Here is a 21,505-nt window from a genome sequence, read left to right as displayed (position 1 = left end):
TATTTTACTAGTTATTTTGCTTTAAATCTCTTGAAAAAAATAAATATTAAAAAATGGGAAAAGCTGTATATAAAAAATATAACTGGAAATAATTGTAACATGATGATAAAAGCAATTAGGGGGATTTAAATATGAAAAAAATGATATCAATTTTATTAACTTTAACAGTGATTATTACAATATTTTCAGCTTATAAATCAAATTCTATTAAAGCAGCAGATGTATCTACAGATGAGATATCTGATAAGCTTATAAGATTTCATGTAATAGCAAATAGTGATAATGAAAATGATCAAGCATTAAAACTTCAAGTCAGGGATAGAGTTTTACAATATATATCACCAAAATTAAATAATTCAAAATCTATTGAAGAGTCGAGAGAAATATTAAACATAGAAAATGAAAATATATTAGATATAGCAAAAGAAGTAATAAATGAAAATGGGTATAGTTATGATGTGGAAAGTACGCTATCAAATGAATATTTTCCTGTTAAAACCTATGGAAACATAACCTTGCCACAAGGAAAGTATGAGGCTTATAGGATAATTATAGGTAGCGGAGAAGGTCAAAATTGGTGGTGTGTAATGTTCCCTCCACTTTGTTTTGTAGATGTTACTAAGGGTTCAATTGCTTATGAGGAAACTGAAAAGCAAATGAAAGAAGTTTTAAGCGAAAAAGAATATAATAAAGTAAATAATTTGGTTAATGGCAACCAAGGTGTAGATTTAATAGATAACTCAAATGACAATAATATAGTAATTAAATCTAAAGTTTTTGAGGTATTTGAAAGTGTGTTTAAGTAAACTCCCCAAGTTTAATATAATATAGAAAGTAAAGTGGCGTGCACAATTGATTTAATTGTGCATGCCACTTTTGGTTGTTAAATTTAATGTGTAAACTACTTTCTATTTGCATATATGCTGTGAAAAATTTTGTGTTATAGGAAATGTATGTAAAATTATAATTGAAAGTTAGCTATATCTCTGCTATAGCGCAAAAGTTTAGCAAAAGTTTTAATTGTTAAATATAATTTTAATGATTTTCCTTGATAAAGTTAGTGAAAATAAATAAACTATATTGTAGCGGTAATTATGATAGAGATTCCAAATTAAAACAAAAGAGTATTATAATAATATGAATTTCAATTTAGGAGAGATGTTAAATGAAGAGAAAAGTAGCAGTATTATTTGGTGGGCAATCAACAGAACATGAAGTTTCAAGAGTATCTGCCTCTTCTGTATTAAGACATATAGATCAAAGTAAGTATGATATATATCCAATAGGAATTGCAAAAGATGGTAAATGGTTTGAATACTCAGGAAAAATAGATAATATTGAAAATGGAGATTGGGAAAAGGATGAGTTTCATAAAAGCCCTAATGGGGAAAAAGTTGTTTTCAATAAAGAAGTAGAAGTAGTGTTCCCTGTTCTACATGGTCAATTTGGTGAAGATGGAACAGTTCAAGGCTTATGTAAATTGCTTAACATACCTTGTGTTGGACCAGGGGTAATGAGCTCAGCTCTTTGTATGGATAAGATATATACAAAGTATATATTAGAGCATGCTGGAATAAAACAAGCTGATTATGTAGTTATAACTAGCCATGATTATGAAACATCAAAGGATGAATATATAAAGAAGATAGAGGAAAAATTAGGATATCCTGTATTTGTTAAGCCTTCAAACAGTGGTTCTTCTGTAGGGATAACTAAGGCCCATAGCAGAGAAGAGCTTGAAGGTGGTTTAAAAGAGGCATTAAAACATGATAGAAAAATATTAATAGAAGAAGGGTTAAATGCTAGAGAGATAGAAGTTGCAGTTTTAGGCAATGATAATCCTAAGGCTTCAATACCAGGAGAGATTATACCTGCTAAAGAGTTCTATGATTATGAAGCAAAATATCAAAATGCGGCTTCGAAATTATTGATACCTGCAGCACTTGATGAAAAGAAGTTAGATTTTATAAGAGAACAGTCATTGAAAATATATAAATCATTAGATTGTGCAGGAATGGCAAGGGTAGACTTTTTAGTTGATAAAGATACTGAGGAAGTGTATTTAAATGAAGTAAATACAATACCTGGTTTTACTAGTATAAGCATGTATCCTAAAATGTGGGAAGCAACAGGATTATCTTATAGCAATTTAATTAGTGAATTAATAGAATTTGCAGTGGAAAGAAATAATAGATAACTTTAAATAATGCACAATTCATAATGCACAATGCACAATTATGGATATTTCTCAGCAAAAGCTGAGAAATTTAGAGTTGATTTATTTTTAAAGTGACACAGTCACTTTTATTAAAAAATCTATTAAAGAACTTAGTTTGATTAAAACTAAGTTCAACCTTAATTGTGAACTTTGAATTGTGAATTGAAAAGAAGTTGTGAACTGAGGTATGACAAAGTATAAATTGAACTAAATGGGGGAAAGAACATGACAAAGGCTTTAGCAATGGTTTCAGGTGGCTTAGATAGTATACTAGCTGCAAAATTAATGAAGGATCAAGGCGTGGAAGTTATCGGTATTTGCTTTAAGTCACATTTTTTTAATGAAGAGAACGCTAAAAAGATGGTTAAGCAAATTGATATACCACTTGAAGTAATAGATTTTAGTGAAGAACATTTTAAAATGGTGAAAAAACCTAAGAATGGATATGGAAAGAATATGAACCCATGTATAGATTGTCATGCAATGATGATGAGATATTGTGGAGAATTGTTAGAAAAGTTTAATGCAGACTTTATAATAACAGGTGAGGTTTTAAACCAAAGGCCTATGTCTCAAAATAGAAGTGCTTTAGATAAGGTTAAAAATGAAAGTGGAATAGGTGCTAAAATATTAAGACCACTGTGCGCTAAAAATCTTCCACCTACAGAGATGGAAGAAAAGGGATTAGTAAACAGAGAAAATCTTTTAGACATTCAAGGAAGGAATAGAAAAGTTCAAATGGAACTTGCTAAGCAGTGGAATATAGTTGAATATCCATCGCCAGCAGGAGGTTGCAAGCTTACAGAGCCTAACTATTCCAGAAGACTAAAAGATATATTAGAAAGTCAAGGAGATGCATCTGATAGAGAGTTAGAACTATTAAAAATAGGAAGACATTTTAGGATAGATACTAACTCTAAGATTATTTCTACAAGAACAGCTGACGAAGCAGAAATTATAAAAAATCTTTTAAGTAAGAATGATACTATATTTTTAGCAGCAGATTTCAAAGGGTCAATGGTAGTTATAGTTGGTGAACCTACAGAAGATGATATAGAATTAGCAGCAAAAGTAACAGCACGTTATAGTAAAGGAAAAGATGAAGAGTTTGTTACTGTTAAATACGGCAAGTATGGTAAGCCATCAAATAATATAATAGAAGTAAAAACAGTAAACGATAGTGAACTTGAAAAATATATAATTAATTAGTGAGGAAGAGATATGGTTGATAATGCTATAATAACTTTAAATAGTAAACAAAATGATGAAGAAGAAATTAAGGTAGTAACTCCAGGAGTGTTTTATGAAGAAGAAGGTGCATTCCATGCAAAGTATGAAGAAACAGAAGTTTCAGGTATGGAAGGTACTACTACTATATTTAAAATAGAAAAAGAAAAGTTTTCTCTTATAAGAGAAGGTAGTATAACTACTAATATGAATTTTGAAAAAAATCATCAAGAAGATATTTTATATAGTACTCCTCATGGAGGATTATCTTTAAAACTTAGAACTAGAGCTTTAAAGATTGATGTTACTAATGATGGGGGTAATGTACATATAGAATATGAGATGGTAGTTCAAGGTCAAGAAGTTCTATATACAACGTTAGATATAAATATAAAGAAGCTGTAAAAGAAGTTTATTTAAATAATATTAATAAATAATATAAGCTATTTATTTAGGATAGCTTATATTATTTTTTATGAAAAAATATAGCTATTTCAGAATTNNAATTCTGAAATAGCTATATTTTGTTTGTAATTGTGTATTTAACCCAAAAGAAAATATATAAAAATAAAAAGCAAAAAAACACTAGCATAAATCAAATAATTATGATAGTATAGTACTTGTTTTTTAAATACAAATATCCCATTGTATGATAGGGTAATTCCTATTATAATAAAACTATTTTAATTTGTCAACATATTTTAATAGAAAAATTATTGTTACTTTTAAAATCATCATTTTTGCTTCTATATTATAAAATATTGGTGAATTAATTTGTAGCTAAAATTAATTAGGAGGAGTTATTATGAGCACAAAATATGTATTTGTTACAGGTGGAGTTGTTTCTTCTTTAGGAAAAGGAATTACAGCAGCCTCTTTAGGAAGGTTATTGAAAAATAGAGGACTAAAAGTTTCTATACAAAAATTTGATCCTTATTTAAATATTGATCCCGGTACAATGAGTCCATATCAACATGGAGAAGTTTTTGTAACTGATGATGGTGCAGAAACAGATTTAGATTTAGGACATTATGAAAGATTTATAGATGAAAACTTAAGTAAAAATAATAACGTAACCTCAGGAAGAGTGTATTGGTCAGTAATTTCTAAAGAAAGACGAGGAGATTATTTAGGTGGCACTGTTCAAGTAATTCCTCATATCACAAATGAATTAAAAGATAGGGTATATAGGGTTGCAAAAGAAAAAGATGTTGATGTAGTTATAACGGAAATCGGTGGCACCGTTGGAGATATAGAATCACTGCCATTTCTAGAAGCAATAAGACAAATAAAATATGAAGTTGGAATGGAGAATGTATGTTTTATACATGTTACATTAGTTCCATACTTAGGAAAAGCAGGTGAACTTAAAACAAAGCCAACTCAACATTCAGTTAAAGAGTTAAGATCAATAGGAATTCAGCCAGATATAATTGTTTGTCGTTCTGAAAAAGAGATTTCCGATGATCTAAAGAATAAAATAGGACTATTTTGTAATATAGACGGTTCTTCAGTAATACAGAACTTAGATGCTGATAATTTATACGAGGTTCCATTGATGTTGCATAATGAGGGATTAGATACGTTAGTATGTAAAAAGTTAGGGTTAAATTCAACTTCTATAGATAATAGTGAATGGATTGACATGGTTAATAGACTTAAGAACTTGAGAAGAAATGTTAAAATTGCCTTAGTAGGTAAGTATGTAGAATTACATGATGCTTATATATCAGTTGTTGAAGCGTTGAATCATGGTGGATTGAATAATGATGCTAAAGTAGAAATTAAATGGATAAATGCAGCTGAGGTTACAAGTAATAATGTAGAAGATCACTTAAAAGATGTGGATGGAGTATTAGTGCCTGGTGGTTTTGGCGATAGAGGGGTAGAAGGCAAGATAGAATCAATAAAATATGCAAGAGAAAATAAAGTACCTTTCCTTGGTATATGTTTAGGTATGCAATGTGTTGTTATAGAGTATGCTAGAAATGTATTAGGGCTTAAAGGTGCCAATAGTGCAGAGCTTATGCCAGAAACGTCTTATCCAGTAATAGATTTAATGCCGGATCAAAAGGAAGTAGACGAAAAAGGCGGGACTATGAGACTTGGTTTATATGCTTGTAGATTAGAGAAAAGTACAAAGGCTTATGAAGCATACAATGATGAAGTGATATACGAAAGACATAGACATAGATATGAGTTTAATAATCAATTTAGAAAACAATTAATAGAGTCTGGATTAATATTAAGTGGAACAAGCCCTGATGAAAGATTAGTAGAAATAGTTGAGATAAAAGAACATCCGTGGTTTGTAGCTTCTCAGTTCCACCCAGAATTAAAATCAAGACCAAATAAACCCCACCCATTGTTTAGTAATTTTATAAAAGCGTCTCTTAAAGAAAAAAAATAAGATAAATAAAAAGCTCCCCATTTTATGATAAGAACTTAAAACAATGGACAATTGAGAATTATGATTAAAACTAATTTCTACAATAATTCTCAATTGTCCATTGATTAAATTTGCAAACTAAAATGTTTTATAGATCATCTCCTACGTTACTTAAAACATTTATTTTACTACTTGATATGGGTTTTCCTTGTTTTAAATTTTCGTTAATTCCTAACCGGCTATTTCAGTAATCATTAAATAAATCTTTATATGAGCTAAAAAGATTCATTTCAGTAGAATCCATATTTATGCTTAAGTAATCTTTAATTTCATATTCTAGATCACTTTTGGAAATTTAAATTATTCTCATTTCCCCTCTTAAATAAAAAATAGCTCCAACAAATGTACAATATAATCACATTTTATTCATATTATGTAATAAAATCCAACATATTTTTAAGATAAATTTATTTTCCATGCAAAAGGAGTATAATTAAAATAGAGTAAATTGTTAAACTAAAATATCAAAATAGAAAAAACAAATAAAACATTTGAAAAAATATTGCAAAAGATATATGGTATATGTATAATAAGGCACTGTAACCTTGCTAATAGTTGTTGTTTTTAGAAATACATAAAACACAAAGTATTTATAATATATATTAAAAGTATTCCAATTATTTCTTGAAAAATATGGATAAAACTCTTTGAATAGGATATAATTTAACCTAACAATATTTACATACGTATCATAGAGAATAATTTTGTACTTAAAATAGATAATTTAAGAATTCGGAGGTGGAAATTCTCATGAGTAAGGACTTAGATGAAATGAATCTTAGCGAGCTTAAGGAACTTGCCAAGAGCTTAGGGATAAAAAATATTTCTAAGTTTAAAAAAGCTGAACTTATACAAGAAATAAAAAAAGTGTCGCCGGTGTCAATAGAAAGATCAGGAATTGTTTTAAGAGAGAGAATTAGTCCTAAGGAAAGTAAAACTGAACAACAAGTAGTAGAACCTGAATATAGTAGAATAGAAGTAGCTAATAAGGAACTTCAAAGAGAAGAAGATTCTACAGATTTTGAGGAAGAAAAAACTGAAACAGTTCAAGAGAAAAAAGAGAGACTTAGGGAGTTAATAAATGAATCAGACACAGCAAAAGGTGTACTAGAGATAAGTGATAACGGAAATTTTGGATTATTAAGATCTAACAATTACTTAAGTGGACCAGATGATATATATGTATCATTATCGCAAATAAGAAGATTCAATTTAAAAACTGGAGATGAAGTAGAAGGAAAAGTCAGAATACCAAAAGAAGGCGAAAAATATAAAGCATTATTGTTTGTTCAAAGTATTAATGGGGAAAATCCAGAAAAAGCTTCTAGAAGAACACCTTTTGAAAAGCTTATTCCAATATATCCAACAGAAAGAATCAAACTTGAAACCGATTCTAATGATTTATCTTCCAGACTTATGGATATCATATCGCCAATCGGAAAAGGGCAAAGAGGAGTTATAGTTGCTCCACCTAAAGCAGGTAAAACGACTCTTTTAAAGAAAATTGCTCAAAGCATATCCACAAATCACCCAGAAACCAAATTAATAGTTTTACTGATAGATGAAAGACCGGAAGAAGTTACGGACATGCAAAGATGTATTCATGGAGATGTTATTTACTCAACTTTTGATGAAGAGCCAGAACATCATGCTAAAGTAGCATATATGGTACTTGAAAGAGCAAAAAGAATGGTTGAACAGGGGCAGGATGTTGTAATATTATTAGATAGTTTAACAAGGCTTGCAAGAGCGTATAATCTTACAATAACAAGAACAGGAAGAACCTTATCTGGAGGACTAGATACTGGTGCCCTTTTAATGCCAAAAAAATTCTTTGGTGCGGCTAGAAATGTTGAAGAAGGTGGAAGTTTAACTATACTTGCAACGGCATTGGTGGAAACTGGAAGCAGAATGGATGATATGATTTTTGAAGAATTTAAAGGTACAGGAAATATGGAAGTTCATTTAGATAGAATTCTTCAAGAGAGAAGGATATTCCCTGCTATAGATATATATAAGTCAGGAACTCGTAGAGAAGATTTATTACTAAATAAATTAGAATTAGAGATTACATATAGTATTAGAAAGCTTATGTATAATGAGGGAAATTCTCAAGCAGTAACTGAAAAGCTTATAAATCTTCTATCAAAAACTAAGAGCAATAAAGAATTTTTTGATGTTTTAAGTAAAAATACAGATTTATTAAAGCAATAATATGGAGATGAACAATTAAAAATTGTTCATTATGAAGTAAAAAGTCGTGATAGATTATCACGACTTTTATATATATAAGCCTGTCCACAAAAAAATAAAAGCAAGAAACTACATTTTCTTGCCTTATATATTCATTACTATTCGCTTTTAATGTTGAATTTTTTCATGAATTTATCAACTCTTCCACCAGCATCAACAATCTTTTGTTTTCCAGTGTAGAATGGATGACATTTTGAACAGATTTCAACTTTTAGTTCATCTTTTACTGAACCAGTTGTGAAAGTGTTTCCGCAAGCACATTTAACCACTGTATCATGATTGTAATTTGGATGTATTCCTTCTCTCATTATCTTCACCTCTTTCGAACATACTTACCCGTATTGTCAACTACTTGATTATAGCATAATTTAAAACTTTAAGTCAATAAATTTAAAGCCTAGTGTAGAAATTTCCAACAATATTTATTAAAGCTTAATTTGATTTACAATTAATTATGGATTAAAATAAATTATACGATTTCGTAATAATGAAAACATCATAATATATAGGGATCGAATGTGAAAAATTAAGATGAAATTTATTAAGAAAACTCCAAAGGCTTTGACGATGGAGTTTTAACCATAATTCTTCATTTTTCATTCTTAATTTTTAATTCATAGAAAAGAACTTTTGTTATGGAAATTAAAATCAAGTATAAACTAATTTTTTATTGGCCCTATAGTTATGTTTTTGTGCTAAAAAGTGGAGGTAGTTATAATGAGCAAACTTTATTTTAGATATGGTGCTATGAATTGTGGAAAATCAACAAATTTATTACAGGTAGCTCATAATTATGAAGAAAGAGGTATGAAAATACTTATAGTAAAACCTAAAACTGATACTAAAGGAGGAAATAAGGTAGTTTCACGATTAGGGGTTACAAGAGAAGCGGACCTTTGGGTACCAAGTGATGTAAACTTATATGATGAAATAGGTAGATATATAGAAGAGAAGGGCCCTATAGATTGCATATTAGGAGATGAAGTGCAATTTTTTAAAGCGAAACAAATTGATGAACTTTTTGAGATTGCAGTTAAAATGGACATACCAACTATATGTTATGGATTAAGAACAGACTTCCAAATGAGAGGCTTTGAGGGAAGTGAGAGATTATTACTTTTAGCACACAGTTTAGAAGAATTAAAAACTATCTGTAATTGTGGGAAGAAAGCTCTATTAAATGGAAGAATGATTAATGGAAAGTTCGTTTTTGAAGGTGAGCAGATTGCTATAGATAAAGAAGACAATATAGGATATGAGGCACTTTGCCCAAAATGCTATTTTGAATATAAAGGTAAATACGAGAAGGAAAAATAGTTAAACGAAGTATCGTAGAACTTTATGTATATTAAGTAAGTACTATAAAATAAAGAAAATAAATAGGCAGGTGTTTATGTGAATAAGGATTTAAGCTTAAAAAAGAGAAAAACTTCCGTGGGAGGGCAAGCTGTAATAGAAGGAGTTATGATGAGAGGGGCTAAAGGCATAGCTACTGCTGTACGGGTTACTAACGGAGAAATTGAAGTTGAAAGTAAAAGTTATGTAAGTAATACCAAAAAAAATAAGCTATTATCTCTACCTATAATAAGAGGATTTGTATCTTTAATTGAATCTTTAATTATAGGAATAAAAAGCCTTAACTATTCAGCATCATTATTTGAAACAGAAGAAGAGGAAGAAAGTAAATTTGATAAATGGTTTGACAGAGTCTTTAAGGATAAAGGGCAGGATATAATACTTGGAATTTCACTGATAATATCTCTTGGTTTTTCAACACTATTATTTTTTATACTCCCAACTTTTTTAGCTAATGTTACCAAAATCTATATAAAAGATAGTCCTCTAATATTAAACATGGTAGAAGGAATAATAAGAGTAACTATATTTTTTATATATATTGTAGCAATAGGAAAAATGAAGGATATACAAAGGGTTTACATGTATCATGGTGCAGAACATAAGTCAATTGCTTGCTATGAAAGCGGAGAAGAGTTGACAGCAGAAAATGCTAAGAAATTTAGCAGATTACATCCAAGATGCGGAACAAACTTCTTATTTTTAGTTATGATTATAAGCATATTAATATTTTCATTAACAGGTTGGGAATCAATATCACAAAGAATTATTTCTAGAATATTATTGCTTCCAGTAGTGTCTGGTGTAACTTATGAAATTATAAGATTTTTGGGAAAAAGCGAAAGTAAATTATCAAGAATTATTGCAAAACCAGGGCTTATGCTCCAAAATCTAACTACTAAAGAGCCAGATTTAGAAATGATAGAGGTAGCAATAAAAGCTTTAAAGAAAGCAGAAGGAATAGAAGATGAAGCATTAAGTGAGGTAGCTTATGAAAATAGCGACATTATTGACTAAAGGTTATGAAATATTAAAAGACAATCGAATTGAAAGTTACATGATAGATGCTAATCTTTTACTTTGCCATGTTTTGAAGGTAGAAAAACTGTATATAATGATGAATAGAGATATTGAGGTTTCTAAAGAAGATGAAGAGGAATTTCTATCTCTCATAAAGCTTAGAAGTGAAAAAATGCCTATAAAATATATACTAGGAAGTTCAGAATTTATGGGGTTAGATTTTCGTGTTAAAGAAGGAGTTTTAATTCCAAGGCCAGACACGGAAATATTAGTAGAAGAATGTATAAAAATTATAAAAGAAAATAATCTTAAATGTATATGCGATGTTTGTTCGGGCAGTGGTGCAATAGGAATTTCTATTGCACATTACATAAGTAATTCAAATGTTATTCTTTATGATATAAGTGAAGTGGCGTTAGAGATAACAGAGAAGAATATAGAAGAGTTAGGGGTAAGAGAGCGATGTAAAGTCTATTATAGCAATTTATTAAATAGAGGAATAGAAGAAAAGAAAACCTTTGATATGATAGTTTCTAATCCACCTTATATAAGAAAGGATGAAATTGAAACTTTAATGGAGGATGTTAAAAATTATGAACCGCATCTAGCGTTAGATGGTGGAGATGATGGTTTAGATTTTTATAGAACAATTACTTTAGAAAGTAAATATACTTTAAAAAGTGGAGGATATCTAGCCTTTGAAATAGGTCATGACCAGAAAGAAGCAGTGATAAAAATTTTAAAGGAAAATGGGTTTGAAAATATCTATTCTTTAAAAGACTTATACCAAAATGATAGAGTTGTAATTGGGCAAGTATTTTAGAAAACTTCTAGTATATTTTACTAATTATTTTAGCTTAGAATCACAGTGAAATTTTTATTTCACAAATTGCAAACAAATTATTTTATTGGTATAATGATATGATGTAGAATAATAACGTTTAGATGTTTACGATAAATTAAACTAGATTTTAGATAAATTTAAATTGATTATACGGAGTGATAATTTTATGTTAGATAGATTGGATTTTATTGAAAATAAATATGATGAACTTTCAAACAAGATAAGTGACCCATCTGTTATGGCTAACCAAAAAGAATGGCAAAAGCTTTGTAAAGAACATTCTGAGCTTGAAGCTGTTGTAACAAAATATAGACAATATAAAACTTCTGTAGAAGATTTGGATACTAATAAAGAAATGTTAAATGAAGAATCAGATAGAGAAATGAGAGAAATGATTCAAGAAGAAATAAAAGGACTTAATGAATCAATAGAAACATTACAAGAAGAATTAAGGATTTTATTATTACCTAAAGATCCTAATGATGATAAAAACGTGTTTATAGAAATAAGAGGAGGAGCTGGTGGAGACGAAGCTGCACTATTTGCTGCAAATCTTTTTAGAATGTACACAAGATATGCTGAAAGAAATAGATGGAAAGTTGAAATGATGAGTGCAAATGAAACTGATATTGGCGGTTTCAAAGAAGTTGTATTCATGGTTAAAGGTGATAAGGCTTATAGTAAGCTTAAGTACGAAAGTGGAGTTCACAGAGTACAAAGAGTTCCAGATACAGAGTCAAGTGGAAGAATTCACACATCAACAGCTACTGTTGCAGTTCTTCCTGAGGTTGATGATGTTGATCTTGAAATTAATATGAACGATATAAGAGTAGATGTGTTTAGAGCATCAGGAAATGGTGGACAGTGCGTTAATACTACTGACTCAGCAGTAAGAATGACTCACATACCAACAGGACTTGTAGTATCATGCCAAGATGAAAAATCTCAGCTTAAAAATAAGGAAAAAGCACTTAAAATACTAAGAGCTAGATTATTTGAAGCAGCAGAGGCTGAAAGACTTGCAGGTATAGCTGAAGACAGAAAAAGTCAAGTTGGTACAGGGGATAGAAGTGAAAGAATTAGAACCTATAATTATCCTCAAGGAAGAGTAACAGATCATAGAATAGGTTTAACACTATATAAATTAGAAGCATTCCTTGATGGAGATATAGACGAGATGTTAGACGGATTGATCACAACTGACCAAGCAGAAAAAATGAAAGCAATGGGAAATAATGATTAAAAATTAGATATCTTAAAAATAACTAGCTGATATTTTAGTATATTTTATATAATAGAATATTTCTAGCAATATGCTTACTAAATTGTTATGTTTTAATTAGCTAAATTAATTTATTATTATGGGGTGTGAGATTATGGACATAAATAAAGCTCTTAAGAAGCAAAAAAAATCTTATAAAAGGTTTATGCTGTCTATGGGCTTTATTTTTATTTTATTGCCAATAGTATTATTTTACTCTAAAAAGTTTAATATCTTTTTTATTATATATTTATTAGTAACGGAATTTTTAATATTTCAAGCTATGTTAATAAGATGTAATGAAAATTATTTAGAGTTTAGACGGAAGGATGATAGACTTTTTATTGAAACAGGAATATTAAAAATTAAATATAGTATCCTAATAGATAAGATTGCAATAGTTCATGCTATTCCAAGTGATAAACATTTTAATATTATGATTATAACCAAAACAAGGGTTAGAAATAAAAGGGTTTATCAAATAGGTCCTAAATTTTTGCGAAAACAACGAACAGTAGCAAAATATTATAGTAGAGTAAGATTGCTAGAGGAAGATCCATATTTTTACTTTATAATTAGAAAAGGTGGAATTAAAAAGTATATTTTACTTGAGTATTTATATAAGATGTGTGTAAATGCGGTTTTCACTGATAGTGCAGTAGAAATAATAAAAGAATGCAGAAGATAAGAATAAATTTCCCTAACCTAAAATAAATTGATAGTAATAGAATTGGTAATAATAGTTTATAGTTTACATTTAAAAATCTGATTTATATTTTTATATCAGGGCCTAAAATAGACTAATATACTAATTACTTTTAAAGATACATTATAAAGAAAGTATTAGAAATGTAAATTATTAATTGTTATGGGGTTAGGGGGACGCACATGAAAACTGTAATTTATATAGGTTTATTTTCTGCTTTAGTGTCACTTGCAGGAACACTTTTAGGTGCAGCACTAGGAGTCTTTATAAAGAATCCTTCTGCAAAGTTAATGGGAACAATTTTAGGAGTAGCTACAGGTATTATGGTATCCATAGTTTTTTTAGAGCTAATACCGGAAGCCTTAAATTATAATGGATTTATTGATACTTTATTGTTTGTTTCGTTTGGTATAATAATTATATTATTAACCGATATGCTAAGTAAGGAAACAAGCCTTCATAAAGATACACATATGAAAGTTGCTTTTTTAATGGCGCTAGGTATTATGCTTCATAATTTCCCAGAAGGGCTTATTATGGGGTTTGGCTTTTTAAAAGAAGCAGATTTAGGTATAAAGATGAGCATATTGATTTCAATTCATGATATGCCTGAAGGACTTGCTATGGCCACTCCTCTTATTATTTCAGGAGTTAAGCCTTCTAAAATATTGTTCTACGCTTTTTTAGTTGCATTACCGACAACTATAGGAGCATGGCTAGGAATTATCTTAGGAACCATTTCACAATCAATATTAGGAAAGTGCCTAGCTTTTGCCAGTGGTGTAATGCTTTATGTTATTTTTGGTCAAATGTTGCCAGAAAGTAATGAACTAACAGATAATTTTACTACTACCTTATCAATACTTGGTGGTATAGTTTTAGGATTTATAATGTTAAATGTAATTTAGGAGAATAAACGTATGGAAACAAAGGTTGCGAATTTAGTTGAAGAAAATATAGATAAAGATATAATGAAGGAAGCAGGAAATGTGATAAAAGATGGAGGAACTGTAGTTTTTCCCACAGAAACTGTATATGGATTAGGGGCAAATGCATTAGATACAGAAGCAGTAAAAAAGATATTTATTGCTAAAGGCCGTCCTCAAGATAATCCTCTTATTGTTCATGTAGCAGATTTTGATATATCTCCTTATGTCAAAAATGTGCCAGAGGTTGCTAAGGAGATAATGAATAAGTTTTGGCCAGGACCTATAACTATACTATTTGAAAAAAGTGATATGATTCCAGAGGCTACAAGTGCAAATCTTCCAACTATAGGCATAAGAATGCCGTCAAATGAAATTGCACTTAAGCTTATAAAGGCAGCTAACACTCCTATAGCAGCACCTTCTGCTAATATTTCAGGCAGACCTAGCCCTACTGATTTAGAAAGCTGTATAGAGGATTTAGGAGGAAAAGTTGATTACATCTTAGGTGGGACTAGAAGTGAAGTGGGTTTAGAATCTACTATTGTAGATTGCACATCATCACCGCTTTGTATATTAAGGCCAGGCGGCATAACCATAGAAATGCTTCAAGAGATTGATAAAGATGTCTATATAGATCCTAGTGTAACTTCAAAGCCTACAGAAGAATTTAAGCCTAAGGCGCCAGGAATGAAGTATAGACACTATGCACCTAAGGCTCCAGTAAAAGTATTTAATGGAGATATTAAAAAAACTATTGCAAAAATCAACGAAATGATGTTAAATTATATAGAAAATAATAAAAAGGTAGGAGTAATGGCTACAGATGAAACTATAGAAAATTATAAGTTAGGTACTGTGGTATCTTTAGGAAGTAGAGAAAATTTAGAGGATGTAGCAAAAAACCTATTTAAAGTTTTAAGAAGTTTTGATCATAGTGATGTTGATGTTATACTTTGTGAGGCATTTACAGAAGAAGGTGTAGGCCTTGCAATTATGAATAGATTAAACAAAAGTGCTGGTTTTGATATAATAAATCTATGATTAAAATAATTGAGATTAGAGAGTAAGAATAAAAGTTATCTTAAAGTTTCGATTTACTTTAAGATTATTGATTATAATTGTATAAATTTTAAAAGGAGGAGTAATTATGAAGATATTATTTATCTGTACAGGAAATACCTGTAGAAGTAATATGGCAGAAGCGCTTTTCAATCATCATTGCAAATTAGAAAATGTATCTGCAATTTCAGCAGGTTTATTTATTAATCCTTCTTCTAAAACCTCAATGCATACCTCAAATCTTTTGAAAAATAAGTATAAAATTGATATTAGTAGCAGAGATGCAGTTCAATTGAATATTGATATATTAGAACAAGCTGACTTGGTTTTAACCATGACAACCTATATGAAAACTTATTTGACTACGGAGGTACAGCAGTTTAGGAATCGGGTATTTACCTTCAATGAGTATATAGGAAAGTCAGGAGATGTAATTGATCCTTTTGGAGGAGATATTGACATATATTCTAAAACCTTTAATGAATTAGAGGAGAATGTTCTATTACTTATTGAGAAAATAGAAAAAGATACTAGTATTTAACTAATATCTTTTTTTTATAATAATAAATAGAAAACAATAAAGTTCGGAGGTGCAAATATGAGAATAGCATTAGGTAGTGATCATGGTGGATTGGGCTTAAAAAATGAAATTATAAAGCATTTACAAGCTAAGGGGCATGAATTACAGGACTTTGGAACTAACACATCAGACTCTTGTGACTATCCAGATTATGCATTAAAAGTAGCTGAAGAAGTAGCAGCTAAAAACTTTGATTTTGGAATATTGATTTGCGGTACAGGTATAGGAATAAGTATAGCTGCAAACAAGGTTCCAGGAATAAGAGCAGCTCTTTGCAGTGATACTTTTAGTGCTCATGCAACAAGAGAGCATAATAATGCAAATATATTAGCTTTAGGGGAGAGAGTTGTTGGCAAGGGCTTAGCTCTTGATATAGTCGATACTTTCCTAGATGCTAAATTTGAAGGCAATCGTCATCAAAACAGAATTGATAAAATTTCAGAAATAGAAAAAAAATACAACAAGTAGGAGGCAAAATTCATGAGTAAAGTAACACAAATAACACATCCATTAATACAACACAAATTAGCTATTATAAGAGATAAAAATACAGGTGCGAAGGACTTTAGAGAGCTAGTTGAAGAAATAGCTATGCTTATGGCTTATGAGGTTACTCGTGACATACAAGTTGAAGATGTTGAGATAGAAACTCCAATATGTAAAACAACTTGTAAAATGCTTTCAGGTAAGAAGCTTGCAATAGTTCCAATATTGAGAGCGGGATTAGGTATGGTTGATGGAATGCTTAAACTTATACCAGCTGCTAAAGTAGGTCATATAGGAATGTATAGAGATGAAGAAACATTAATGCCAGTAGAGTATTTCTGCAAATTACCGCAGGATATAGAAGAAAGAGATGTAATTGTAACAGATCCAATGCTAGCTACTGGCGGTTCAGCTATAGATGCAATTTCTGCATTAAAGAAAAGAGGAGCTAAGAATATAAGACTTATGTGCTTAGTTGCTTCACCAGAAGGAGTAGAAGCTGTTCAAAAGGCTCATCCAGAGGTTGATATATATATAGCAGGACTTGATGAAAAATTAAATGATAAAGGATACATAGTACCAGGTCTTGGAGACGCAGGAGATAGGCTTTTCGGAACAAAATAATTAATTGTAATTAGTAAACTGCTGGCAAAATAAATATGCCAGCAGTTTTTATTTATGCATTTTAATACTTTCCACTATCTTCATAACATCTCCACATGTGCTCTTTATAATAATTATTAGAATCAGAGAAATAAAAATAATTAATGATTTTAGCATTATAATTAAAACTATTGAATCTACGACTTAAGTCAATCCGCAATTGAGGGCATTTTTCAGCAAAAGTTTGGAAATTTAAGACTAATTTATTTTTGAAGCGGTATAGTGATTTTTATTAAAAAATCTATTAAAGAAATTAGTTTAACTAAAACTAATACCAACCATAATTGTCAATTGTCCATCGTCAATTTTCCATTGACTAAGTTGTACATTAACTTTTGAATAGCCTATATATGGAGGTATAAAATGGGGATATTTTCATTTATTAAAAAAAGTAAAGAGGTACAAGAAGAGAAAAAGTCAAACTTTAGCATTATAATATCATCTACAGTATTAAATGACGTTATAATTCTTTTAAACAAGCAAAATAAAACTGCTATAAGGATTGTAGCTACTGGCTTCTGCTGAAGTGGGAGTAAATTTGATATTGTTCTGGATGAACAAAAAGAAAATGATTTAATAGTAGAACAAGATGGAGTAAAATTTGTTGTCAATAATAACTATAAAAATATTATAGGAACAGCAGAAATAGTAAAGGTAGGCAATAAAATTACTTTGAAAAATCATTAATAAATATATTCAATATATATTTTACTTAACCTAATTGAAAGCGTAATTCGTTAAAGAATTACTTTTTTATTTTTTTATGAATATCTTATTCACCATGTGATAAATATGTATTATATAATTTTTGAGACATTTTATTTATATAAAAAAGAAGAAATAAAAAGTATTATTAGATATTCATATATAGTTTCAATATCAATGACTTATATCACGATTTTCCTTAGAATAAAATCATTTTTTAAAAATACATGATTTTTAATCTCCTCCACATCTTTAATAGTATACATACTTATTTTTTAGCTGATTTTCTTTATTTATGAATATCGTAGATAAATATGGAAAAACTATCTTAATATAAGTGGAATTTTATTTATTAAAGATTTATATAAAGGAGAGAATCGCATGGAGTATATATCGAGAATTGGAGTAAATACCACTAGAAAAGAAGCTTGGGCTAAGGTTACTGGTGCTGCAAAATATAATGATGATACAACAACCTCCAATATTTTACATGCTAAAATGCTTACAAGTTCTCATGCTCATGCCATTATAAAATCAATTGATACTTCACAGGCATCAAAAGCTACTGGCGTTCAAGCTATAATCACTGGTGAGTATTATCCTGTACTAAGTGGTTCTGTAATTGAAGACAGGCCTCCTATTGCAAAAGATAAGGTAAGATATTTTGGTGAACCTGTAGCTGTAGTGGTAGCAAATAGTGAGGACGAAGCAATGAAAGCTGTACAGCTTATAAAGGTTGTTTATGAGCCATTGCCTGTAGTAAATTCAATAGGTGATTCTATAAAACCATCTGCTACACTAATACATGAAAATCTGGAACAATATCATCGTACAATTGATAATGTATCCCCTAAGCCTAATTCAAATATCGCCGACCATGTGAAGATTAGAAAAGGAAATATGAGCACAGGATGGGAAGAAAGCGATGTTATTATAGAATCAAGTTTTTCACTTCCACAATGCGACCATATTGCTATGGAAACTCGAAATGCTAAAGCTCAAATATTACCAGATGGAAATGTAATAATATATACCTCTTCTCAAGAGCCTTTTTCGGTGAAAAAGAGATTAAGTAAACTTTACAATATACCTGAAGGTAATATTATTGTTCGAGTTCCTTTAGTTGGAGGAGCTTTCGGTGGAAAAGCTACTGTTCAACTTGAAATTATAGCATATCTTGCCTCAAAAGCTGTTGGAGGAAGGATGGTTAAAATAGCAAACTCTCGAGAAGAAGACATAACTACATCATCATGCAAAATAGGAATTGAGGCTAAACTTAAAATAGGTACTACTGAAGATGGTTTAATAAAAGCTTTAGAGTGTACTTACCATGTAGATTGTGGTGCTTATGCTGATACTGGCCCACGTATGGCAAAAGCAATAGCTGTTGATTGTACTGGTCCATATAATATTGAAAATGTATGGTGTGATGCATTTTCAATATATACTAATCATACATATGTTACATCTTATAGGGGTTTTGGCCATGTAGAATTCACTTTTTGTATTGAAAGAATTTTAGATAAAGTAGCAACTTCAATAGGGATAGATCCTTTAGAATTGAGAATGAAGAATGCTATATGTCCTGGAAATTTTTCACCAACACAAGATAAAATGACACTAAGTAATGTAGGTAACTTAGCAAGTTGTATATCAAAATTAAAAGAGGTAATTAATTGGCAGGAAGGTACAAGGCTAGAAGTAGACAACGGTATGATAAGGGCTAAAGGAGTGAGCTGCTTTTGGAAAACATCTACCGCGCCAACCAACGCCTCATCTGGTGTTATTATTACTCTAAATACTGATGGTAGTGCAAATCTTAATTTCTCTGCAGTGGAAATTGGACCTGGAATGAAGACTACCATAGCTCAGATATTTGCAGAAAAGATGAAGATGGATATAAACAAAGTTCATGTAGTTATGAACGTAGATACTCAAACTTCACCTAAGCATTGGAAGACAGTCGCAAGTATGACAACTTTTATGATAGGAAATGCAGCTATTGATGCTGCAGAAGATCTAATGCAACAATTACGAGAGCTTGGAGCTATAGTGCTTAAATGTACTCCAAAAGATTTAGAAGTCGAAAATGAAAAGGTATATTTAAGAGATGATCCTGAAATATATGTATCATTTAAAGATCTAGTTTATGGATATGAATATCCTGGAGGAACATCTATAGGAGGACAAATGGTTGGACGTGGTAGTTACATTATGAAACATTTGACCAAATTAGATAAAGAGACAGGAAAAGGTAAGGTTGGAGTATCATGGACGGTAGGTGCTCAAGCTGTAGAAATAGAATATGATCCTAAGAAATATACTTATAGATTATTAAAAGCTGCAACTGTTATTGATGTAGGCAAGGTAATTAATCCTAAAACTGCTAGAGGACTTATAATGGGCGGTATGAGTATGGGCTTAGGATTGGCTACTAGAGAAGAGTTTTTATACAATGATGCTGGCATATTAGAAAATACTTCTTTACGTACTTATAAACCAATTCACTATGGGCAAAATCCTAAATATATAGTAGATTTTATAGAAACTCCTCAAATAGATGCTCCTTTTGGTGCTCGTGGTATGGGAGAGCATGGTATTCTAGGAATATCAGCTGCTTTTGCTAATGCTGTATCATTAGCAGCACAATCGGATTTTGATAAACTGCCGATATCACCTGAATTAATATGGAAAACTAAGACTGGAGGTAAATATGATCCCCTTTGATTTTGAATATTATAAACCAGAAACTGTAGAAGAAGCTGTTAATTTATTCGATAAATTAAATTCTATAGGGAAAGAACCAATATATTATGGTGGAGGAACTGAATTTATTAGCATGGCAAGAGTGCATAATGTATATGCAGGAGCAGTCATTGATATTAAAGGTATTTTAGAATGTACTAAACAAGAATTGAAAAATGACGAATTGATAATTGGTTCTGCTGTGACACTTACTAATATTGCAGAATCAAACCTTTTTCCATTGCTTAGTTTAACAGTTAAAAGGATAGCTGACCATACAATACAGGATAAGATAACATTAGGAGGAAACTTAGCTGGAACTATTATATATAAAGAAGCTATGCTACCTCTTATGGTATCGGAAAGTGAGATAGTAGTAGCAAGCATTAGTGGAAAAAGGCGTATTCCTCTAAAAGACATATTTAATAAAAGAATTGAACTTACTAAAGGTGAGCTCATTGTGCAAGTAATTATAAAATCTAAATTTATTTCGCTTCCATGCATACATGTAAAAAGAACAAAAAATGAAAAGATAGACTATCCTTTGATTACAATAGCAGCATTAAAAAATGATAATAGAATCAATATTGCTTTTAGTGGATTATGTGAATATCCATTTAGAAATTATCTAATAGAAGACATTTTAAATAACAACTTGCTTTCTGCAGATGAAAGAACAAGTAAAATTATTAATAGTATATCTGATAATATAACAAATGATATTAGTGGTTCCTCTGAGTATAGAAAGTTTATGCTCCATACAATGCTATGTGAAGTATTAGAAGAGTTTAAGGAGATGAGAAATAGTTACTAAATTTATTAAAATCAGTGTAAAAATGTGTTGAAATATACTCATAAGAAGGATGTGAGTATATTAAATGAACCATATTACAAATTATAAACCAAAGGAGGATAAGGAAATTGAAAAGAGCTTACAAGATGGAGATTAAACCTACTTTAGAACAAAAAATAAAAATACATTAAACCATAGGCATATCAAGGTT

General features: G+C 30.1%; 20 protein-coding genes. 19 read left to right on the top strand and 1 reads right to left on the bottom strand.

All coding sequences use genetic code 11. The features are described from left to right. Positions 1-131: 131 nt before the first annotated feature. The 6 genes from spoIIR to rho all read left to right on the top strand — a co-directional run bounded on the left by spoIIR (position 132) and on the right by rho (position 8,108). Positions 132-806 (top strand): stage II sporulation protein R, encoded by a 675-nt coding sequence (spoIIR, locus tag B2W91_RS18260; protein WP_291583518.1) that lies wholly within the window; start codon positions 132-134, stop codon positions 804-806. Between the two features lie 359 nt (positions 807-1,165). Beyond that, positions 1,166-2,197 (top strand): D-alanine--D-alanine ligase family protein, encoded by a 1,032-nt coding sequence (locus tag B2W91_RS18255; RefSeq protein ID WP_291583515.1) that lies wholly within the window; start codon positions 1,166-1,168, stop codon positions 2,195-2,197. A 246-nt stretch (positions 2,198-2,443) separates the two neighbouring features. Continuing rightward, positions 2,444-3,427: a tRNA 4-thiouridine(8) synthase ThiI gene (locus B2W91_RS18250; RefSeq protein ID WP_291583513.1), complete on the top strand. Its 984-nt coding sequence runs from the start codon at positions 2,444-2,446 to the stop codon at positions 3,425-3,427. A gap of 12 nt (positions 3,428-3,439) precedes the next feature. Then, positions 3,440-3,850, top strand: a complete 411-nt coding sequence (locus tag B2W91_RS18245) for a DUF1934 domain-containing protein (RefSeq protein WP_291583511.1) — start codon at positions 3,440-3,442, stop codon at positions 3,848-3,850. 400 nt (positions 3,851-4,250) lie between these two features. After that, on the top strand, positions 4,251-5,855 hold the full coding sequence (locus tag B2W91_RS18240) for a CTP synthase (RefSeq protein ID WP_291583509.1): 1,605 nt from the start codon (positions 4,251-4,253) through the stop codon (positions 5,853-5,855). A gap of 789 nt (positions 5,856-6,644) precedes the next feature. Continuing rightward, positions 6,645-8,108 (top strand): transcription termination factor Rho, encoded by a 1,464-nt coding sequence (rho, locus tag B2W91_RS18235; protein WP_291583507.1) that lies wholly within the window; start codon positions 6,645-6,647, stop codon positions 8,106-8,108. A gap of 137 nt (positions 8,109-8,245) precedes the next feature. On the opposite strand, the gene rpmE is transcribed toward rho, so the two are convergent. Beyond that, a complete protein-coding gene (gene rpmE / locus B2W91_RS18230) occupies positions 8,246-8,455 on the bottom strand; it encodes a 50S ribosomal protein L31 (protein ID WP_291563339.1) in 210 nt (69 codons plus the stop codon). A 409-nt stretch (positions 8,456-8,864) separates the two neighbouring features. Between rpmE and B2W91_RS18225 the strand changes: the two genes are divergently transcribed. The 13 genes from B2W91_RS18225 (at position 8,865) to B2W91_RS18165 (ending at position 21,315) form a co-directional block, all read left to right on the top strand. Beyond that, positions 8,865-9,464 (top strand): thymidine kinase, encoded by a 600-nt coding sequence (locus B2W91_RS18225; protein WP_291583505.1) that lies wholly within the window; start codon positions 8,865-8,867, stop codon positions 9,462-9,464. A 147-nt stretch (positions 9,465-9,611) separates the two neighbouring features. Then, positions 9,612-10,520, top strand: coding sequence for a DUF1385 domain-containing protein (locus tag B2W91_RS18220; RefSeq protein ID WP_291583560.1), 909 nt, complete (start codon positions 9,612-9,614; stop codon positions 10,518-10,520). Beyond that, positions 10,495-11,346 (top strand): peptide chain release factor N(5)-glutamine methyltransferase, encoded by an 852-nt coding sequence (gene prmC, locus B2W91_RS18215; protein ID WP_291583503.1) that lies wholly within the window; start codon positions 10,495-10,497, stop codon positions 11,344-11,346. The genes B2W91_RS18220 and prmC overlap by 26 nt, the downstream gene beginning before the upstream one ends. A 187-nt stretch (positions 11,347-11,533) precedes the next feature. Beyond that, a complete protein-coding gene (gene prfA, locus B2W91_RS18210) occupies positions 11,534-12,610 on the top strand; it encodes a peptide chain release factor 1 (protein ID WP_291583501.1) in 1,077 nt (358 codons plus the stop codon). 133 nt (positions 12,611-12,743) lie between these two features. Next, positions 12,744-13,316, top strand: coding sequence for a hypothetical protein (locus tag B2W91_RS18205; protein WP_291583500.1), 573 nt, complete (start codon positions 12,744-12,746; stop codon positions 13,314-13,316). Between the two features lie 200 nt (positions 13,317-13,516). Then, the gene (locus B2W91_RS18200; RefSeq protein WP_291583498.1) at positions 13,517-14,242 is read left to right on the top strand and encodes a ZIP family metal transporter; all 726 of its coding nucleotides are present in this window, start codon (positions 13,517-13,519) and stop codon (positions 14,240-14,242) included. 12 nt (positions 14,243-14,254) lie between these two features. After that, entirely contained in the window at positions 14,255-15,304 is a 1,050-nt protein-coding gene (locus B2W91_RS18195) for an L-threonylcarbamoyladenylate synthase (protein WP_291583496.1), read from the top strand. A gap of 106 nt (positions 15,305-15,410) precedes the next feature. After that, entirely contained in the window at positions 15,411-15,863 is a 453-nt protein-coding gene (locus B2W91_RS18190; protein WP_291583494.1) for a low molecular weight protein arginine phosphatase, read from the top strand. 57 nt (positions 15,864-15,920) lie between these two features. Then, positions 15,921-16,370 (top strand): ribose 5-phosphate isomerase B, encoded by a 450-nt coding sequence (gene rpiB / locus B2W91_RS18185; RefSeq protein WP_291583492.1) that lies wholly within the window; start codon positions 15,921-15,923, stop codon positions 16,368-16,370. 12 nt (positions 16,371-16,382) lie between these two features. Further along, a complete protein-coding gene (gene upp / locus B2W91_RS18180; RefSeq protein ID WP_291583490.1) occupies positions 16,383-17,012 on the top strand; it encodes a uracil phosphoribosyltransferase in 630 nt (209 codons plus the stop codon). 402 nt (positions 17,013-17,414) lie between these two features. Further along, on the top strand, positions 17,415-17,576 hold the full coding sequence (locus tag B2W91_RS18175; RefSeq protein ID WP_291583488.1) for a hypothetical protein: 162 nt from the start codon (positions 17,415-17,417) through the stop codon (positions 17,574-17,576). A gap of 561 nt (positions 17,577-18,137) precedes the next feature. After that, entirely contained in the window at positions 18,138-20,483 is a 2,346-nt protein-coding gene (locus B2W91_RS18170; protein ID WP_291583486.1) for a xanthine dehydrogenase family protein molybdopterin-binding subunit, read from the top strand. Next, complete coding sequence (locus B2W91_RS18165; protein WP_291583484.1) at positions 20,470-21,315, top strand: FAD binding domain-containing protein; 846 nt, start codon at positions 20,470-20,472, stop codon at positions 21,313-21,315. The genes B2W91_RS18170 and B2W91_RS18165 overlap by 14 nt, the downstream gene beginning before the upstream one ends. The last annotated feature ends 190 nt before the right edge of the window (positions 21,316-21,505 follow it).

The organism is Clostridium sp. UBA6640 (genome assembly GCF_002455975.1).
GTDB lineage: Bacteria > Bacillota > Clostridia > Clostridiales > Clostridiaceae > Clostridium_J.
Note: the sequence above shows the minus strand (reverse complement) of the source record. Positions and strands in the feature narration are given on the sequence as shown.